Below are 16266 nucleotides of genomic sequence, written 5' to 3'. Positions count from 1 at the left end.
TCCTCATCCGACTGGAGACCGAATGATCGACGCCGTCGGGCACCCGTCCTCCCTGCTCCTCCTCGGGGGCACCTCCGAGATCGGGCTCGCCATCGCCGAGCGCTACCTCGCGGACGGGCCGGTGCGGGTCGTGCTGGCCGGCCGCCAGTCGCCGCGCCTCGCCGACGCCGCCGCCCGCCTCGGCCGTGCCGGGGCCCACGTCGAGACCGTCGAGTTCGACGCCAAGGACGCCGCGGTGCACACCGAGGCGGTCCGCAAGGCGTTCGCGGGCGGCGACATCGACGTCGCCGTCGTCGCGTTCGGGCTGCTGGGCGACCAGGAGAAGGCCTGGCAGGACATCGACGTCGCCGTCGAGCTCGCCGAGGTGAACTACGTCGCGACCGTGTCCGTCGGTGTCGCCCTGGCCGCCGAGTTCCGCCGCCAGGGGCACGGCCGGATCGTGGCGCTCTCGAGCGTCGCCGGGGAGCGCGCCCGCCGCTCGAACTTCGTCTACGGCTCCACCAAGGCCGGCATGGACGCGTTCTACTCCGGCCTCACCGAGGCGCTGCGCGGCGACGGGATCGGCGTGACGATCGTCCGCCCCGGCTTCGTGAAGACGAAGATGACCGCCGGCATGGACTCCGCGCCGCTCGCGACGACGCCGGAGGAGGTCGCCCGGATCACCGTCGACGCGGTGACGAAGCGGCGCGAGCTCGTCTGGGCCCCGCCGCAGTTCCGGTACGTGATGAGCGTGCTCCGCCACATCCCGCGCCCGATCTTCCGGCGCCTTCCTGTGTGAGCTTCGCTCAGGTGAGCACTCAAGGGCCTATAGCCCCCAGTTAGTGCTCACCTGCGCGTCAGCGCACCCCGGGCGGGCTCCTCGATCCACCGGTACGCGAGGTGGGCCAGGAACACGGACGCGACGAGCACGTGCGGGACCGCGAGGGCCGCGAGCGAGGAGTTCGGCGCGAGCGCGGGGAACCGGGTCATCGCGACGACCGTGATCTCGATCAGCGGGAAGTGCACCAGGTAGATCGCGTAGGAGATGCGGCCGCCGTGCTGCAGGCGCTCCGAGGACAGCCAGTCCACGAGCCGGCCGCGGGCCACGCACAGCGACCCGAGCAGCACCGGGAAGAGCGGCACCGCGAGCCACAACCGGTCGGCCGCGGGGATCGCCGCCGACGCCGGGGCGGACGCGGCCCAGTAGGCCACGAGCATCGTCTCGGCGAGCACGGCCAGCACGAGTCGACCGGCCCACCGCTCGACGACGGGCGTGCGCGGCAGCCGGTCGACCACCAGCCAGGTGAGCATCCCCGCGGTGAACCCGCCGCCGATGCGCAGCAGCCACACCCATGCGCCCGACTCGCCCGAGCCCGCCGTCGCCAGCGGCACCACCGCGACCGGTGACGCGGCCAGCACGGCGAGGACCGCCAGCACCGGCAGCGGCCACGACCGGATCCGCCACGCGCCCAGGACCAGCAGCGGGAAGCACAGGTAGGCCAGCCACTCGGCGCTCACCGACCACGCCGGGAGCACGAACGAGACGCCCTCGATGCCGGACGAGGTCCACAGCTGGGTCATCGTCAGCTGCCGGATCCAGCCGAGCGGGCCGAGCGAGGGCTGCGGGGTCTGCCAGGCGACGATGCCGTCGTGGCCGAACACGAGCCGCGCCGTGCACCACGCCCCGAACGCCACGGTCACCACCGCGTACAGCGGCCACACCCGGGCGATCCGTGCGCGCAGGAACCGGGCCGTCCCACCGACCGACGGCCGGGTCCCCATGCGCGCGAGGTACGAGCGGGTCAGCACCAGCCCGGAGAGCACGAAGAACAGGTCCACCCCGAGCGGTCCCGCCGCCACCAGCGGCGCGATCGGGGCGGTCCAGCGGCTGTACACGTCACCCGGGATGTACGACGCGTGCAGCAGCAGCACCCACACCGCCGCGACGAAGCGCAGCCCGGTGAGCTGCGCGATGTCCTGCGACCTCGTTCCCGACGCCGGGTCGGTGCCGGTCGGGCGCGCCGCCGGCGGCTCGACGGCGGGGGTGGGCGACGTCCCCCGGGTCCGGGGGAGCGGGAGGACGGTCCCGCTCCCCGCACCGGGCGTCCGGAAGCCCACCGGGGGCGCCGCGAGGGCCTCCGCGGCGGACAGGGGCACCGCCACCAGGGGCGTGGTGCGCAGCGTGGAGACCCGGGCCGGCTCCGCCGCCGACCCGCCCGCACTGGTCGTCCGCGACGTGAGTGACGTCAGCGTTCCCATCGTGCTGCCTCCCCAGACCCCGTACTCCCCGACCGAGCTCCCCGATCGGGCCGACCGCGGTGCTCGACCTGAGGAACGGCACCGCTCGTCCGATTCCTGATAGGCCATTCAGTGGATCGAGCGACGGCTGTCCGGTCGCAGTCCGCAAGCCGGGTGACGACCGCACGCACCGTGACCGGAACCGCCTCACCGGGCCCGGATCCGACCCGACCGAGCGGTGGCGCGACCCTTCCCGGTGGAGGGGTCACGCACCGACCGGCCGCCGATCGCTCCTGGTCACGCACCGTGTGCCCCGCGGCCCCCGCCCGCCCCGGGTGACGGCGGGCCGCCTACCGTGGCGGGGTCGCCGCGCAGGAGGCGTGTGACGAGGAGGAACAGCTGTCGTGACCAGGGGCCCGACGATCTCCGATCCCGAGCTGGAGCCGGACCCGACGCGCCCGGCCGCCGCGGCGGATCACCCACACGGGGAACGGGTGCAGCCCCACTGGAGGCGCCTGGTCGGTGACCGCGCGCTCGTGGGCGTCGGCGTGCTCGCCCTCCTGACCGCCCTCGCGGTCGTCGTGGTGAACGCCGCGCACAACCAGGGCCGGTTCGTCCCCCCGCTCGACGACGTCTACATCCACCTGCAGTACGCCCGGCAGATCGGGCTCGGCGAGTTCCTGCGCTACCAGGCGGGCGCCCCCCGGACGACGGGTGCGAGCAGCCTGCTCTACGTCCTGCTGCTCGGCGCCGCCTCCGTGGTGGTCCCGTCCGGGCTGCTGCTCTACGCGGCGGTCGCGTTCGGCGTCGTCTGCTTCGTCGCGACGGTGGTCCTGGTCGCGCTGCTGGGCCGGGAGCTCGGTTCGCGACGCACCGGCACGGCGGCGGCCGCACTCACCGCGGTGTGCGGACCGTTGCTCTGGGGCGTCACGAGCGGGATGGAGGTCGCGCTCGTCGCGGTCCTCGTGGCGGGCCTGCTGCTGGCCTTCGTCCGCGAGCAGCCGCGCCGGCGCTTCGTCGCGACCCCGCTCGTCGCGCTCCCCCTCGCCGTCACCCGCCCCGAGGGACTCGTCCTCGTGCTGGTCGTGCTCGCCGGAGCAGTGGTGACGCTCCTGCGCGGCCGGCGCCGACCAGCCGTCGGGAAGGCCCTCCTGCTGGTGCTGCCGCCGGTGGCGGCGCTCGCGCAGTTCGGGCTCTACCGGCTGGTGACGGGGTCGGCGGAGAACTCCGGCGTCGTCGCGAAGTCGTGGTTCAGCCGGCCGCTGGGGTCGCCGCTCGAGGTGGTCGACCGGGTGGACACCACCGCGACCACCGCGCTGGAGCTGATCGGCGGCCTCACGACGACGGCGGTGGCCGGGCCGGGCGTCGCGATCCTCGCGGCCATCGGGCTCGCCGCGGTGGGGTCCCGACGACGGGTCCTGGCCGGGGTCCTCGCGCTCGGGCTCGCGGGCGTGCTGCTCGCCGTGGCGACGCTGCAGACCGCGCTGTGGCACGACGGTCGCTACCTGCAGCCGTTCCTGCCGGTCGTCGTACTGCTCGCGGTGCTCGGCGTCCGTGCGGTCGGACGGGCGGCCTCCGACGCGCGCAGCGGCCGGGTCCTGACGACGGGTCTGGTGGCGGTGCTCGCGGCGTTCGCCCTGGTCTCGGCGCCGACGTGGGCGCTGCGCCAGGGCGAGCAGGCGGCGGGCATCCGTGAGTCGGCGGTGTCGGTGGCGCAGTGGATCCGGGGCAACACACCCCCGGACGCGGTCGTGGCCGTGAACGACGTCGGCGCCGTCGCGTGGTTCTCCGACCGGCGCGTGGTCGACCTCGTCGGGCTCACCACCCCCGGCTTCGCCCGCCCGGCGATCGAGGGCTCGGGCGCGATGTACGAGCAGCTCGCGCACCTGCCGCCGGCCCAGCGGCCCTCGTACTTCTCCATCTTCGACGACACGCAGCTCGTGCCGGTCGGGGAGCTCTCGCGCGCCCGCATCCTCGGCGACGAGCCGGTCACGTCGTTCGACCTCAAGAGCCCGGAGCGCGACGGCGGCCCGTTCGGCGGCATCTGCCAGACCGCCGGCGGGTGCCCGGTGATCAGCGTGTGGCGCGCGGACTGGTCGCACGTGGGCAGCGGCGACCTGCCCGACGAGGCGGTGCCGGGACGGATCGTGGACCGGGTCAACGTCGGCGACCTCGCCGACGAGGCCGCCCACGGCTACGGCGTGGACCGCGCGCTCGTCGGGGTCGCCGACCAGACCGAGGTCCGCAACCAGGACGTCGCGGGGCGGGTGGTCGTGGACAGTGGCCGCCACGTGGTGGGCGGTGAGCACTTCACGCTGCGCGGCCTCACCCCCGGTCGGCCCGTCACGCTGACGGCCCGGGTGGACGCCCGCGAGCCGGTGAAGGACCGCAACACAGGGGCCGGTGTGGTCTCGGTGGGCGTGGACGGCCGGGGCGTGGGGGACTGGGCGTTCGCCACCGAGGTGCCGGGGCTCGCACCGGGCGCCGAGCACTCGTGGGCCCAGTCGACGTTCACGATCCCGGCGGCCGCCGTGACCTCCCCGGAGCTGCAGATCACGCTCGGGCCGCGCCAGCCGTTCCTCGCGCCGTACCCGGACTACCGGTCCTTCTCGTACTGGGCCGTGCAGTAGCTCGTGAGCACTTTCCGTGGCTATGACCACGGCACGTGCTCACGGGCGCGCAGCGCACCTACCGGTCCTGGTGCGGGATCCGACCGGCCGTGCCGCCGTCGTCGCGGCGGGGACCGCGGGCCTGCTCGCGCAGCAGGTCACGGATCTCGGTGAGCAGCTCGACGTCGGTGGGCTCGGCCGGCCCGGCCTCCTCACCGCGCTTGCGTCGTTCCGCGACGATCTTGAGCGGCAGGACCACGAGGAAGTAGATGACGGCCGCGGTGATCACGAACGTGATGAGCGCGTTGAGGAACGACGCGTAGTCGAAGACGACCCCGTTGACCGTGAACGTCCCCGCGAGCTGTCCCCCGCCGCCCGTGGCGAGCTGGATGAGCGGCTTGAGGAACGCGCTGGTGAACGCGGTGACGACCGCCGTGAACGCCGCTCCGATCACCACGGCCACCGCGAGGTCGACCACGTTGCCGCGGAGCAGGAAGTCCTTGAACCCCTTCAGCACCCGAGGGCCCTCCATATCGCTCGATCGCCACAGATGCGCACCGAGCGTAACCGGACCTCACGGACGGACGCGCCCGCCACGCCGGTTGGGGGGGGAGCCGGCAGGGCGGGCGCGTCGGTCGTCGGGCGCGCCCGGGCACGCGCGCGACGCGGTCACCCGTCGTCGGGAACGACCGGGTCCGGGCGCCGGTGCACTAGCGTCCGTGGCGTGTCCACCGGGTCGGCCACGCCGCTCTCCCCCGCTCCCACTCCCGGCACCACCGGGGCACTCGTCCGCTGGGCGGCGTGGGACTGGGGCTCGGCCGCGTTCAACGCCGTCATCACGACCTTCGTCTTCACCGTCTACCTCACCAGCGGCGTGGCGAGCGACGAGGCGAGCGGGTCCGCGGCCCTCGCCACCACGATCGCGATCGCCGGGGTGCTCGTCGCCCTGACCGCTCCCGTCTATGGGCAGCGCAGTGACGCGTCGGGGGCGGAGCAGGGCCGGCAGCGTCGGCTCGGGGTGCTCACCGCGGTGATCGTGCTCGCGAGCGCGCTGATGTTCCTGGTGCGGGGCGCCCCGGAGTACCTGCTGCTCGGGCTGGTCCTGCTCGGGGTCGGGACCTTCGCCTACGAGCTCGCCCAGGTCGAGTACAACGCGATGATCTACCGGCTCGCGCCGCCCGGACGCACCGGCTGGGTCTCGGGCGTCGGGTGGTCGGCGGGCTACCTGGGCGGGATCGTCCTGCTGGTCCTGTGCCTGGTGCTGTTCATCCCGCCGGTCGGCGTCATCAGCTTCGGCTCCTCGGACCTCGCCTACCGGATCATCGCCCTGCTCGCCGCCGTGTGGTTCGGCGTCTTCGCGATCCCGGTGCTGTTCATGCGCTTCCCCTTCCCCGCCCCGCCCGGCGACGCCGAGGCCGCGTCGGTGAGCTGGCTCGGGTCCTACAAGCTCCTGGTGCAGCGCCTCGTCCGGCTCTACCGCACCGACCCCCACCTGCTGGGCTTCCTCGTCGCGAGCGCGATCTACCGGGACGGCCTGACCGCCGTGTTCACCTTCGGCGGCGTCCTCGCGGCGGGCACCTTCGGTCTCAGCTCGTCGGAGGTCATCGTGTTCGCGATCGTCGCGAACGTCGTCTCGGCGGTCGGCGCGGTCGTCGGCGGCCGGCTGGACGACCGGATCGGCCCCAAGCCGGTGATCCTCGTGTCGCTCGCGGCGCTGGTCGTCGTCGCGGGGGCGCTGCTCCCGGCGTCGGGGAAGACGGCGTTCTGGATCGGCGGGCTCTTCCTCTGCCTGTTCGTCGGCCCGGCCCAGGCGTGCTCGCGCAGCTACCTGGCCCGGCTCGTCCCGCCCGGGCGCGAGGGAGAGATCTTCGGGCTGTACGCCACGACCGGGCGCGCCGTCAGCTTCCTCGCCCCGGCCCTGTTCGGGCTCTTCATCACCCTCTTCGGCGAACAGCGCTGGGGCATCCTCGGCATCGGGATCGTCCTGCTCCTCGGGCTGGTCGCGCTCGTCCCGGTCCGCGGGGTCCCCGGGTCCGTCGGCGCGGGGAGCGCCGCGGTCGGGACCTGACCCTTCCCGACGGCGGGTGGGTGCCGGTCGGACCACGAAGGTGACACCAGGCATGCCCGGCGACCCGAGCACTTGCCTGACGTCACTCTCGCGAGGCGCCCGCCTACTTCACCCGGGCGGCCACGAAGCGGACGAGCCGGGAGGCGAGCTCGCCGACGAAGACCCAGAACACCGCGGCGACCAGCGAGTTGACGATGAGTGCGATCGTCGGGTCGGCCGGGATGAAGAGGTCACGGAAACCGAGGATCACCAGGGCGGCGAGGCCGCCGATGAACTGCGCGACCCCGTTCGCGGGGTTCACCCCGACGAGGACGAGCACGAGGTTCGCCACCAGCACGAGGGCGAACAGGATCGCGAGGGTGCGTAGCACGGTCGCGATGACGTTGCCCGCCCGCCAGGCGATCTCGCCGATGTCGACGTGGCGGCGCGGCGCGGTCTCCGGCTCGGCCCAGGAGGTGTCCGCCGCGCCGCGCTGCTGTCCCCGGGGCGGCGCCGACTGCTTCTCCGTCGGCGCGTCCGCCGGGGCGGCCTTCTCGGTCCTCGCCTCCGGGGCGGACTTCTCGGTCTTCGCCTCCGCCGGAGCGGACTCCGTCTTCGCCTCCGCCGGAGTCGACTTCTCGGTCTTCGCCTCGGACGCGTCGGACGGCTGCTCGGTCTTCCCTTCCGCCGGGGCGGACTGCTCGGTCGTCTCCTCCTCGGCAGCACGGTGTCGGCCGGTCGTGGCGTCCCCCTCCGAGGACGGCTGGTCGGACGACGTCTGCTCCTCGGTCTCCTGCTGCGCCATCCGCCAATCTTGGCACCGACCGCCAGCCCGGTCTGCACGGCCGCGCGGACGACGCCGAGAGCGAAATCGGTTGAGACGGGGCGGCTCCCTCGGCCACGGTGTGACGCGTCCGGAGGTCGAGGAGGTGAGCGCCGTGACCGGCATCGCGACGACCCCGCCGGTGACCGTCATCCGCCCCGCCCTGCGGCTCGCGCCGTTCGCCGACGAGCTCGCCGACTGGCTCCACGAGGGCATCGCAGCTCATCTGACGGGCACGGTCCGACGCACGCCCGTCCGGCCCGCGGTCCTGATCGTCCCGGAGTACCTCCACACCGCTCCGGAGGCGCTCCTGGCCGACCTCGCGACCGGCCGGTGGGCGGGCCGCGCGGTGGGGCTCGTCGGCTACGCCGGCCGGACCCGCGCGCGGTACGCCCTCGAGGACGCCCGCGAGACACTGCAGGACGCGGGAGCGCTCGTGGTGGGGCCCGCCGTCGGCATCGACGTGGCGCGGGTGCGGGCCCGCGGGTTCGATGCCGCCGACGTCCTGCTCCGCGACCTCGTGCTCGACGAGCTCGCGGCCGCCTAGCGGAAGCGCGAGAAGACCTGGGCCTCCCACGCCTCCCGGCTGACGAGCTCGCCCATGTCGTCCCGGTAGCGCCGCCGCAACGACGACCACGACCGCGCCACCTCGCGGTGCATCGCGAGCGAGGTGCGCAGCAGCCGCCAGAACTCGGCGCGGTCGCGCTGCCGGAACGTCACGCCGGTGCCGTCGGAGGTGGACACGGTGACGCCGTCGAGCCGGGACAGCAGGAACCACGTCCCGTGCTCGGCGGGGACGTTGCGCTGCGGGCGCTGGGTGGCGGTGGGGTCGGTCGGCCGGAGCTGGTGGCGCAGGGCTCCCGCGAGTGCCTTGACCTGCGCGACCCTGCCGCGCGGCGGCTCCGGCCACAGCTGGGCGGCGAGCGCGCCGATGGGGGGTTCGGGCAGGTCGCGGGCGCTCGGGACGACCTTCCCGTCGGGGTAGCGCGCCCGCAGCGCCCGCACCTCGCCGAGCGCGGTGGGCAACGCCCCGAACAGCACCTTCGGGCCGAGCAGGAAGTCCCGCATCGCCACCTGGTGCAGGGCGATGGCCGAGTACTCGAGCAGGAACAGGTGCCGCAGGGTCCGCTTGAGCGAGTCGAGCAGCATCGCCTTCGGGTCGTCCGGCCCGTGCAGGGCGGCGACGACGAGCCGGTTGCGGGCGTGGAAGTAGGCCTGCCAGTCCGAGCTGTCGTCCTTCTCGACGAAGCTCATGTGCCAGATCGCGACGCCGGGCACGGTGGCCGTCGGGAAGCCGTGCGCCCCGGCCCGCAGGCCGTACTCGCAGTCGTCCCACTTGATGAACAGCGGCAGCGGCTGACCCACGGCCTCGGCGACGACGCGCGGGATCAGGCACATCCACCAGGCGTTGTAGTCGACGTCGGTGCGCCGGTGCATCCACAGCGTCTCGCGCAGCGAGTCGACCGCGAAGTCGTGGTCGTCCTCGGTGTTCGGCGCGAGCTGCCAGAAGAAGGTGGTCCGGTCGACCACCTCGCCCATCGCGTGCAGGTGGGAGCGCGCCTGCAGCGAGAGCATCTGGCCGCCGACGAGCATCGGCGTACGGGCGTAGCGGGCGAAGGCGAGCGCGCGCAGCACCGAGTCGGGTTCGAGGACGACGTCGTCGTCCATGAACAGGATGAACTCGGCGTCGGTGTGCTCGAGCGCCTCGTACATGATCCGGCTGTAGCCGCCCGAGCCGCCGAGGTTCGGCTGGTCGATGATCCGCAGCCGGTCGCCCAGCAGCGCCGCCGCCTCGTCGAACCCGTCCTGCTCGCGGACCTTCGCCGTGCCCTGGTCGGGGATGACGACGGCGGTGAGCACGTCACGCACCAGCGGGTCCTCGCCGAGCGCGCGCAGCGTGTTCACGCAGTCCGACGGCCGGTTGAAGGTGGGCATCCCGACCGTCACCGCCGCGCGACCGGGCGCGGGCCGGTCCGCGTACCACCCGCCGTCGAGCAGTTCGAGGGGTTCGGCGCCGCTGGAGAGGTCGAACCAGACCCAGCCGCCGTCCTCGAACGGCCGCAGGGAGACCGGCACGTCGATCGAGCCCTCGGCGGTGACGGCCTCGCCGTGGACGTGCACCGGCACGCCCCGGGCGGTGGACCGGTAGACGTCGACCCGCCCGGCGCCCCGCAGCCGCAGCCGCAGGTGCACGGCGTCGAGGACCGACCAGCGCCGCCAGTAGGACGCGGGGAAGGCGTTGAAGTACGCCGCGAACGACGTCTCGGTGTGCTCGGGCACCCGCACCGAGGTCCGCGAGAGCACCTCGGCGCGGCGGCCGCCGGCGGTGGTGAGGTGCAGGACGAACTCGTCCTGCTCCTCGTTGACGGTGCCCGGCCGTTCCGCGGTGGGGGCCGCGGAACGCAGCGAGGTGGCGGTGCCCTCGTCGAGGTAGAGCGCGCGCACCGCGGTGGGATCGGCCGGGCGCGGCAGGATGATCCGCTGGAGCAGCGCGGACTCCGACCCGCGCACGCTCTGCTGCACCGGCGCCTCCTGCGTGCTCGTCATGCACCCGACGGTAGCGCCCACCCCCGACAGCACCCGTCCGCCCCCACACCGCGCGGCCGACCGGACCACCCCTCCGTTCTGCAGGCGATGTGTCCGGCCGACGGACGGTCGCTCACACGGAGGTGGGTGCGGCCAACCGCCAGGCCACCGGGTCGCGGTGCGGCACGAAGGTCGCCGCCCGGCTCTCCTCGAACTCCTCGGGCAGGGCGTGCACCCCGCCGTCACGCCCGATGTTGTCGCTGCGGCTCGCGAGCGGCCCGACGAAGCGCATCCCGCGGGCGGCCGCGATGCGCTCGACGCCGAAGTCCCAGCCCGCCCCCGCGCCGTCCCACGGGGCGCGCGCCGCCTCGAACCAGTCGTCGCGCAGGGCCCGGTCCCAGCGGTCGGCCCACGTCCCCCACACCCACGCGCTGAACCCGGTGTCGGTCAGCACGTCATCGGGCTGCGGGGCCTGCCGCTCCGAGAAGGCGCAGGCGGCGAGCACGTCCGGCGTGTCGGGAACGGCCGTGAGGCACTCCAGGACGTCGTCGGCGACGACGATGTCCTCCTCGCACAGCACGACGAAGTCGGCGCCGGTGGCGAACGCGGACGCGAGCGCGTGGTGCGGGTTGGCGCGGACCCCGCGGCGCTCGGGGTTGACCTCGATCCCGACGCTCCGCGCGACCCGTCGTCGCTCGAAGTCCTCGGCCACCGCGACGCAGCGCTCCAGCTCGGCCCCGGGCTCGACGACGAGATGGAACGGCCAGGCGGCCAGGCCGCGCACCGCGGACCAGGAGTGAAGGGTCTCGGCGAGGTAGCCGGGGCGGTCCCCGGACACGGTCATGGTGATCACGCGGGCTGGTACCCACTCACTGCTGCGGGCAGCTCACCCCGGTCGAAGGGATGCCGAGGCGGGCCGCCATCCAGGGCAGCGAGTCGGCGAACCCGGCGGAGAACACGTCGAAGGTGTGGCCGCCGTCCGGGATCACCACCGAGCAGACCGTGGTCCCGGACCGGCGCGCCAGCGGTACCAGGGCCTGCTGGGCGGCGGCCGGCTCGCTGTCCGCGTCGCCCACCTCCCACCAGCCGCCGAGCCGCGGGAAGCGGCGTGTCGTCAGCAGGGACGACGGCTCGTGCGCCCGGAACGCCTGTTCGGACCCGCCGAAGAGCCCGCCGACCGTCGGGGCGGTGTCGGCGTTGGTCTCCCCGACACGCGGCCCGGCAAGGCCGGCGTAGTTCCCGAACGTCTCGAACAGCGTCGGGTGGCGCAGCGCCAGCATCATTGCGCAGGAGCCGCCCTCGGAGAGGCCCGCCACGGCCCATGCGCGCCCGGTCGGCTGCGTGCGGAAGGTGGCGGTCACGAACGCCGGCAGGTCCGCGGTCAGCGCGGTCTCGACGCGCCCCAGCGGGGAGTCGACGCACTCGGTGTCGGCGTCCTCGGTGCCGTTGATGTCGGGCGCAACGAGGATCGGGGCGGTCCCGCCGTGCGCGGCCGCGAAGGCGTCGGCGGTCGCGGCGGCGAGTCCGGGTCCGAACCAGTCCGAGGGCGTCCCCGGGGTGCCGTGCAGCAGGACGACGACCGGGAGCCTCGGACGCGGCCGGTGGAACCACGCGGGCGGGACGTAGACCAGTGCCTGCCGCGCCGCGAACCCCGAACGCCTCGTCGGGATCGTGACGGCGGCGATCTCGCCGTGCGTCGGCACCGTGGTCTGGCGCAGGAGCCGCGCGAGGGACTCCTCGTCGGCGGGCTCCACACCGAGGACGGCACCGAGGGTGCGGTCGTAGTCGACGTAGGTGTTCACCGCCGCGGCCAGGTTGAGCAGCAGGACCACCACCGTCACCAGCACGGCCGTCACCCGCGTCCCGCGGCGGCGCGCGGCAGCGGCCGCGACCACGGCGAGGACGAGCAGCGCGGCCAGGAGCGCGTGGAACGGCCAGTCGGTCACCGGAACGTCCCGGGGGTCGCCCCCGGCGGCCACCAGCAGGACCACGGTGAGCACCGCGACCGCGCCGGTGAGCACCCCGAGCAGGGGACGGAGGTTCCCGACGACGGGTGTGGTCCGGCTGCTCACACCGGCGCCGGGGTCGGCGCCGCCGCGGCGCTCGACCGCGCCAGCACCGCCGTGGCGACCACGGTGACCACGACGAGGAGCGCGATCAGCACCCACTGGGCGCCGTCGGCCGTCACCCGTTCCCCGAGCACGGTCAGCCCCAGGACCGCCGCGACGAGGGGTTCGGCCACGGTGATCGCGGGCAGCGTCGTCGCGAGGTCGCCGGCCTGGAACGCGGCCTGCTGCAGGTAGGTGCCGCCGATGGCGGCCACGACCAGCACCCAGGTCTCCCAGCCGAGCAGCAGCGGGACGATCCCGTCGGTGAGCAGCTGGACCACCGACTTGGTGAGGGCCGCGAGCACGCCGTAGGCGAGCCCGGTCGCCACCGCGAGGGCGGCCGCGCGGACCCGACCCCGACGACGGGCGGCGACCACCAGGCAGGCGAGCAGCACCAGGAGCAGCACCGACCCGGTCGGGATCCAGGCCGCGACCGGGGCCCGGTCCTGCCCCGCGGTCGGCTCCCCGATGACGAGGAACAGCGCGAGCGCGGCGGCGAGCACGAGTGCCCACACCCCGTCGCGGACCGTGATCCGGCGTCCCCCCGTGGCCGCGTCGAGGGGCAGCGCGAACAGCAGCGTGGTCACGAGCAGGGGCTGCACGAGCAGCAGCGAGCCGGCCCCGAGGGCGGCCGCCTGGGCGACGAAGCCCCCGACGTCCCCGACGCCGCCGGCCCACCAGGTCCGTGAGCGCACGAGCCGACGCAGCAGCCCGAGCCCACCGACCTCGTCGTCGGGAACCCGCCCCGCCGCTCGTCGCTGGGCGACGGAGCCGACGGCCAGGAGCAGCGCCGCGAGCAGGGCGAGAGCGACGGCGAGAGCGGTCATCTCTCCCCGTCGCTTCGCTCGCCCCGTGTCACGTCGTCAGCCCTCGAGCGGGTCCGCGCCGTCGAAGTCGGTCCCGTCGGTGAACCACGGCGCGATCCGGTTGTCGAACATCGTCAGCGCCGAGCCGATGGCCATGTGCATGTCGAGGTACTTGTACGTGCCGAGCCGGCCGCCGAAGAGGACCTTGCGGTTGGTCGCCTCCTTGCGGGCGAGCTCGCGGTAGCGCTCCAGCTTGGCGCGGTCCTCGGGGGTGTTGATCGGGTAGTACGGCTCGTCGCCGGACTCGGCGAAGCGCGAGTACTCCCGCACGATGACGGTCCGGTCGGTCGGATAGTTCTTCCGCTCCGGGTGGAAGTGCCGGAACTCGTGGATGCGGGTGAACGGGACGTCGCGGTCGGCGTAGTTCATGACCGGCGTGCCCTGGAAGTCACCCGTCGTCGTGACGACCTCGGACTCGAAGTCGAGCGTGCGCCAGCCGAGCTCGCCCTCGCTGAAGTCGAAGTAGCGGTCGAGCGGACCGGTGTAGACCGTCGGGACGTCCTCGGGCAGCGAGTCGCGCAGGTCGAACCAGTCGGTGTCGAGGCGGACCTCGATGTTCGGGTGGTCGGCCATCCGCTCGAGCCACGCGGTGTAGCCGTCGACCGGCAGGCCCTCGTGGGTGTCGTTGAAGTACCGGTTGTCGAACGTGTAGCGCACCGGCAGCCGCGACACGATCGACGCCGGCAGGTTCTTCGGGTCGGTCTGCCACTGCTTGGCGGTGTAGCCCTCGAAGAACGCCTCGTAGAGCGGGCGGCCGACGAGCGCGACGCCCTTCTCCTCGAAGTTCTGCGCGTCGTCGACGTCGATCTCGGCGGCGTGCTCGGCGACCCAGGCGCGGGCCTCGTCGGGCGTCATGGCCTTCCCGGCGAACTCGCAGATCGTCGCCAGGTTCACCGGCAGCGGGTAGACGCGGCCGCGGAAGATCGTGAAGACGCGGTGCTGGTAGCCCGTGAAGTCGGTGAACCGGTTGACGTAGGACCAGACCCGCTCATTGGAGGTGTGGAAGAGGTGCGCGCCGTAGCGGTGCACCTCGATCCCGGTCTCCGGGTCGGGCTCGGAGTAGGCGTTGCCGCCGAGGTGGGAGCGGCGCTCGACGACGAGCACCCGCTTGTCCAGCGCGGTGGCGGCTCGCTCGGCGATGGTGAGGCCGAAGAAGCCGGAGCCGACGACGACCAGGTCAGGCTGGGCCATGCCCGCCACGGTAGCCGTGCGCCGGGACGGGTACGCCGGGGGCATGCCCACCGTGACGCGGACCGTGACCACCCCGGCGCCGCTCGAGACCGTCCGGGACTACCTGCGCGACTTCTCCCACGCGCCCGAGTGGGACGCCGGCACGATCACCTGCGAGCCCGTCGACCCGTCGACCCCCGTGGGGGTCGGCAAGCAGTGGACGAACGTCTCCGAGTTCCGGGGGCGGCAGACCACGCTCACCTACACCCTCGAGGCCGACGAACCGGAGCGCATCCGCATCGTCGGCCGCAACAAGACGGTGACCAGCGAGGACGAGATCGAGTTCTCCTCGCTCGGCAACGTCACCACCGTCCGCTACACCGCGACGTTCACCTTCCACGGCGCCGCCAAGCTCGTGACGCCGCTGATGATCCCGGCGCTGCAGAAGCTGGGCGACGACGCCGAGCGCTCGCTGCACGACGCGCTGGTCAAGCTGCCAACGTCCTGACGGCGGGTCGCGCGCGAGTGCGGCGGAGTGCATCACGGGTGATGCACGCCGCCGCACCCGACCTCAGTCGACCTGCGCCCGGGTGTTCCCGACCTTCGCGCTCTCGATCGTGTACCGGGCCTGCTGGGTGATCGCCGAGTCCCGGTAGATGCCCATCTTCCAGTAGGAGTTGCTCGTGGCCGTGTTCTTCTTGTCGGTCGGGTAGAGCGTCCCGCCGGCGGGCTTGTACCCCGCGAGCACCTGGGTGCCGTTGCGCCAGACGTCGACGGTGCCCTTGCTCGGGTCGCGGGAGAAGAGGACGTGGAGCACCAGGTCGGTGCTCTGACCGGTGACCGCCGGGGCCAGGGGCTGGGCGAAGGTCCGCGGCCCGGCCGGGTAGCCGTAGCCGCCCTCGAGGTTGAGGTTGCCCTTGCCGACCGTGATCTCCAGGGGCGGCGAGCCCGTGCCGTCGTTCTTCCACTGCGTGATGACCTGCCAGGTCGTCACCTGTGCCGGGAATCCGGCCGGCAGGTAGAACGAGAAGCGGAACCAGCGGTCCTGGCCCTCGGAGAACTCGGCCGTCGTCGGGACGATCTCCGACCGCGTGCCGCCGCCGGGCATTGTGAACTGCGCGGCCTTCGCGCCCGAGGTCACCGGCGAGTCGACGATGACCGGCGCGCTCGCGCCCACGTTGTTCCACGGGGTGTCGTCGAAGTTCCCGAAGCCCGACGAGGTGAAGCTCGAGTCCCAGGTCTGCGTCGTCTGCGCGGGCAGGCTCGTCGAGGTCGTGGTGGTCGTCGTCGGCGGGGCCGTCGTCGTGGTGGTCGCCGGCGGCGCGGTGATCGTGGTCGCCGGGGGCGCGGTCGTCGTGGTGGTCGCGGGCGGAGTCGTCGTGACCGGCGGCGCCGTCGTCGTCGTGGTCGGCGGCGGTGCGGTGGTGGTGGTGTCCGGCGTCGAGACGGCGGGCACGGTCCACTTCTGCGCGTTGGTGTTCGCGCACACGGCGATGGTGATGGGCGTCTTCGCCGTGGTCTTGTTGTTCGACGGCGCCAGACAGGTCTGGGACTTCTGGTTCTGGATGTAGCCGCTGGCGTAGAAGGTCCACCTCTGCGAGGTCGACGCCGTCGAGCAGACGACGAGCACGACGCGGGTGCCGTTCCCCGTCGCGCCGTTCAGCGTGTCGATGCAGCGACCCTGGACGCGCAGCGTGCCGTCGGACCACCGGGACCACTGCTGGCCGGGATTGGTGCCGCACGTGTTCAGCCACTGTGCGTTGTTCGTCGCCGTCGAGTCGTTGGCGTTCTCCAGGCACCCGCCGGCGACGTCGTGCACCTGCCCTGTCACGGTCGCCGCGGACGCCTGCCCCCCGAGTCCGATCAGCACCCCGATCAGGAGCGCCACCGCTCCGCCCAC

The 16266-nt window shown here is 73.5% G+C and carries 14 protein-coding genes; 5 read left to right on the top strand and 9 right to left on the bottom strand.

Annotated features, from left to right (window positions below; translation table 11 throughout):
- The first annotated feature begins 22 nt into the window (after positions 1 to 22).
- Entirely contained in the window at positions 23 to 778 is a 756-nt protein-coding gene (dprE2, locus tag A3CO_RS0108185) for a decaprenylphospho-beta-D-erythro-pentofuranosid-2-ulose 2-reductase (protein ID WP_018331761.1), read from the top strand.
- 47 nt (positions 779 to 825) lie between these two features.
- On the opposite strand, the gene A3CO_RS30845 is transcribed toward dprE2, so the two are convergent.
- Positions 826 to 2238: an acyltransferase family protein gene (locus tag A3CO_RS30845; protein WP_018331760.1), complete on the bottom strand. Its 1413-nt coding sequence runs from the start codon at positions 2236 to 2238 to the stop codon at positions 826 to 828.
- Positions 2239 to 2621: 383 nt separating this feature from the next.
- Between A3CO_RS30845 and A3CO_RS30840 the strand changes: the two genes are divergently transcribed.
- Positions 2622 to 4847, top strand: a complete 2226-nt coding sequence (locus A3CO_RS30840) for a hypothetical protein (protein ID WP_018331759.1) — start codon at positions 2622 to 2624, stop codon at positions 4845 to 4847.
- A 58-nt stretch (positions 4848 to 4905) separates the two neighbouring features.
- Here the strand turns inward: A3CO_RS30840 and mscL are convergent, their stop codons facing one another.
- A complete protein-coding gene (mscL, locus tag A3CO_RS30835; RefSeq protein ID WP_051085884.1) occupies positions 4906 to 5343 on the bottom strand; it encodes a large conductance mechanosensitive channel protein MscL in 438 nt (145 codons plus the stop codon).
- A gap of 207 nt (positions 5344 to 5550) precedes the next feature.
- Here mscL and A3CO_RS0108165 point away from each other — a divergent pair, with 207 nt between their 5' ends.
- On the top strand, positions 5551 to 6894 hold the full coding sequence (locus A3CO_RS0108165; RefSeq protein ID WP_018331757.1) for an MFS transporter: 1344 nt from the start codon (positions 5551 to 5553) through the stop codon (positions 6892 to 6894).
- Between the two features lie 103 nt (positions 6895 to 6997).
- Here the strand turns inward: A3CO_RS0108165 and A3CO_RS35490 are convergent, their stop codons facing one another.
- A complete protein-coding gene (locus A3CO_RS35490; protein WP_018331756.1) occupies positions 6998 to 7678 on the bottom strand; it encodes a hypothetical protein in 681 nt (226 codons plus the stop codon).
- A 124-nt stretch (positions 7679 to 7802) separates the two neighbouring features.
- On the opposite strand from A3CO_RS35490, the gene A3CO_RS0108155 reads away from it, so the two are divergent.
- Positions 7803 to 8243: a hypothetical protein gene (locus A3CO_RS0108155; protein ID WP_157647197.1), complete on the top strand. Its 441-nt coding sequence runs from the start codon at positions 7803 to 7805 to the stop codon at positions 8241 to 8243.
- Here A3CO_RS0108155 and A3CO_RS0108150 read toward each other — a convergent pair.
- From A3CO_RS0108150 to glf, 5 genes are all read right to left on the bottom strand, one after another.
- Positions 8240 to 10243 (bottom strand): glycosyltransferase, encoded by a 2004-nt coding sequence (locus tag A3CO_RS0108150; protein ID WP_018331754.1) that lies wholly within the window; start codon positions 10241 to 10243, stop codon positions 8240 to 8242. The two genes, A3CO_RS0108155 and A3CO_RS0108150, sit on opposite strands and share 4 nt — an antisense overlap.
- A gap of 112 nt (positions 10244 to 10355) precedes the next feature.
- On the bottom strand, positions 10356 to 11066 hold the full coding sequence (locus A3CO_RS0108145) for a hypothetical protein (protein WP_157647195.1): 711 nt from the start codon (positions 11064 to 11066) through the stop codon (positions 10356 to 10358).
- Positions 11067 to 11091: 25 nt separating this feature from the next.
- The gene (locus tag A3CO_RS0108140) at positions 11092 to 12294 is read right to left on the bottom strand and encodes an alpha/beta hydrolase (RefSeq protein WP_018331752.1); all 1203 of its coding nucleotides are present in this window, start codon (positions 12292 to 12294) and stop codon (positions 11092 to 11094) included.
- The gene (locus tag A3CO_RS0108135; RefSeq protein ID WP_018331751.1) at positions 12291 to 13157 is read right to left on the bottom strand and encodes a DMT family transporter; all 867 of its coding nucleotides are present in this window, start codon (positions 13155 to 13157) and stop codon (positions 12291 to 12293) included. The genes A3CO_RS0108140 and A3CO_RS0108135 overlap by 4 nt, the downstream gene beginning before the upstream one ends.
- A gap of 36 nt (positions 13158 to 13193) precedes the next feature.
- Positions 13194 to 14387, bottom strand: a complete 1194-nt coding sequence (gene glf, locus A3CO_RS0108130) for a UDP-galactopyranose mutase (protein WP_018331750.1) — start codon at positions 14385 to 14387, stop codon at positions 13194 to 13196.
- Here glf and A3CO_RS0108125 point away from each other — a divergent pair.
- The gene (locus tag A3CO_RS0108125) at positions 14386 to 14874 is read left to right on the top strand and encodes an SRPBCC family protein (protein WP_051085883.1); all 489 of its coding nucleotides are present in this window, start codon (positions 14386 to 14388) and stop codon (positions 14872 to 14874) included. The genes glf and A3CO_RS0108125 overlap by 2 nt on opposite strands.
- A 63-nt stretch (positions 14875 to 14937) precedes the next feature.
- Here the strand turns inward: A3CO_RS0108125 and A3CO_RS0108120 are convergent, their stop codons facing one another.
- On the bottom strand, positions 14938 to 16254 hold the full coding sequence (locus tag A3CO_RS0108120; RefSeq protein ID WP_018331748.1) for a heparin lyase I family protein: 1317 nt from the start codon (positions 16252 to 16254) through the stop codon (positions 14938 to 14940).
- Positions 16255 to 16266 lie beyond the last annotated feature (12 nt).

The sequence above is a fragment of the Actinomycetospora chiangmaiensis DSM 45062 genome, from assembly GCF_000379625.1.
Classification (GTDB): domain Bacteria; phylum Actinomycetota; class Actinomycetes; order Mycobacteriales; family Pseudonocardiaceae; genus Actinomycetospora; species Actinomycetospora chiangmaiensis.
This window is presented reverse-complemented; position numbering and strand designations above follow the sequence as displayed.

Coding starts and splice junctions, on each gene's coding strand:
- dprE2 (WP_018331761.1), top strand. CDS start 23: ATGATCGACGCCGTCGGGCACCCGTCCTCCCTGCTCCTCCTCGGGGGC.
- A3CO_RS30845 (WP_018331760.1), bottom strand. CDS start 2,238: ATGGGAACGCTGACGTCACTCACGTCGCGGACGACCAGTGCGGGCGGG.
- A3CO_RS35490 (WP_018331756.1), bottom strand. CDS start 7,678: ATGGCGCAGCAGGAGACCGAGGAGCAGACGTCGTCCGACCAGCCGTCC.
- A3CO_RS0108150 (WP_018331754.1), bottom strand. CDS start 10,243: ATGACGAGCACGCAGGAGGCGCCGGTGCAGCAGAGCGTGCGCGGGTCG.
- A3CO_RS0108145 (WP_157647195.1), bottom strand. CDS start 11,066: ATGACCGTGTCCGGGGACCGCCCCGGCTACCTCGCCGAGACCCTTCAC.
- A3CO_RS0108135 (WP_018331751.1), bottom strand. CDS start 13,157: ATGACCGCTCTCGCCGTCGCTCTCGCCCTGCTCGCGGCGCTGCTCCTG.
- A3CO_RS0108125 (WP_051085883.1), top strand. CDS start 14,386: ATGCCCGCCACGGTAGCCGTGCGCCGGGACGGGTACGCCGGGGGCATG.
- glf (WP_018331750.1), bottom strand. CDS start 14,387: ATGGCCCAGCCTGACCTGGTCGTCGTCGGCTCCGGCTTCTTCGGCCTC.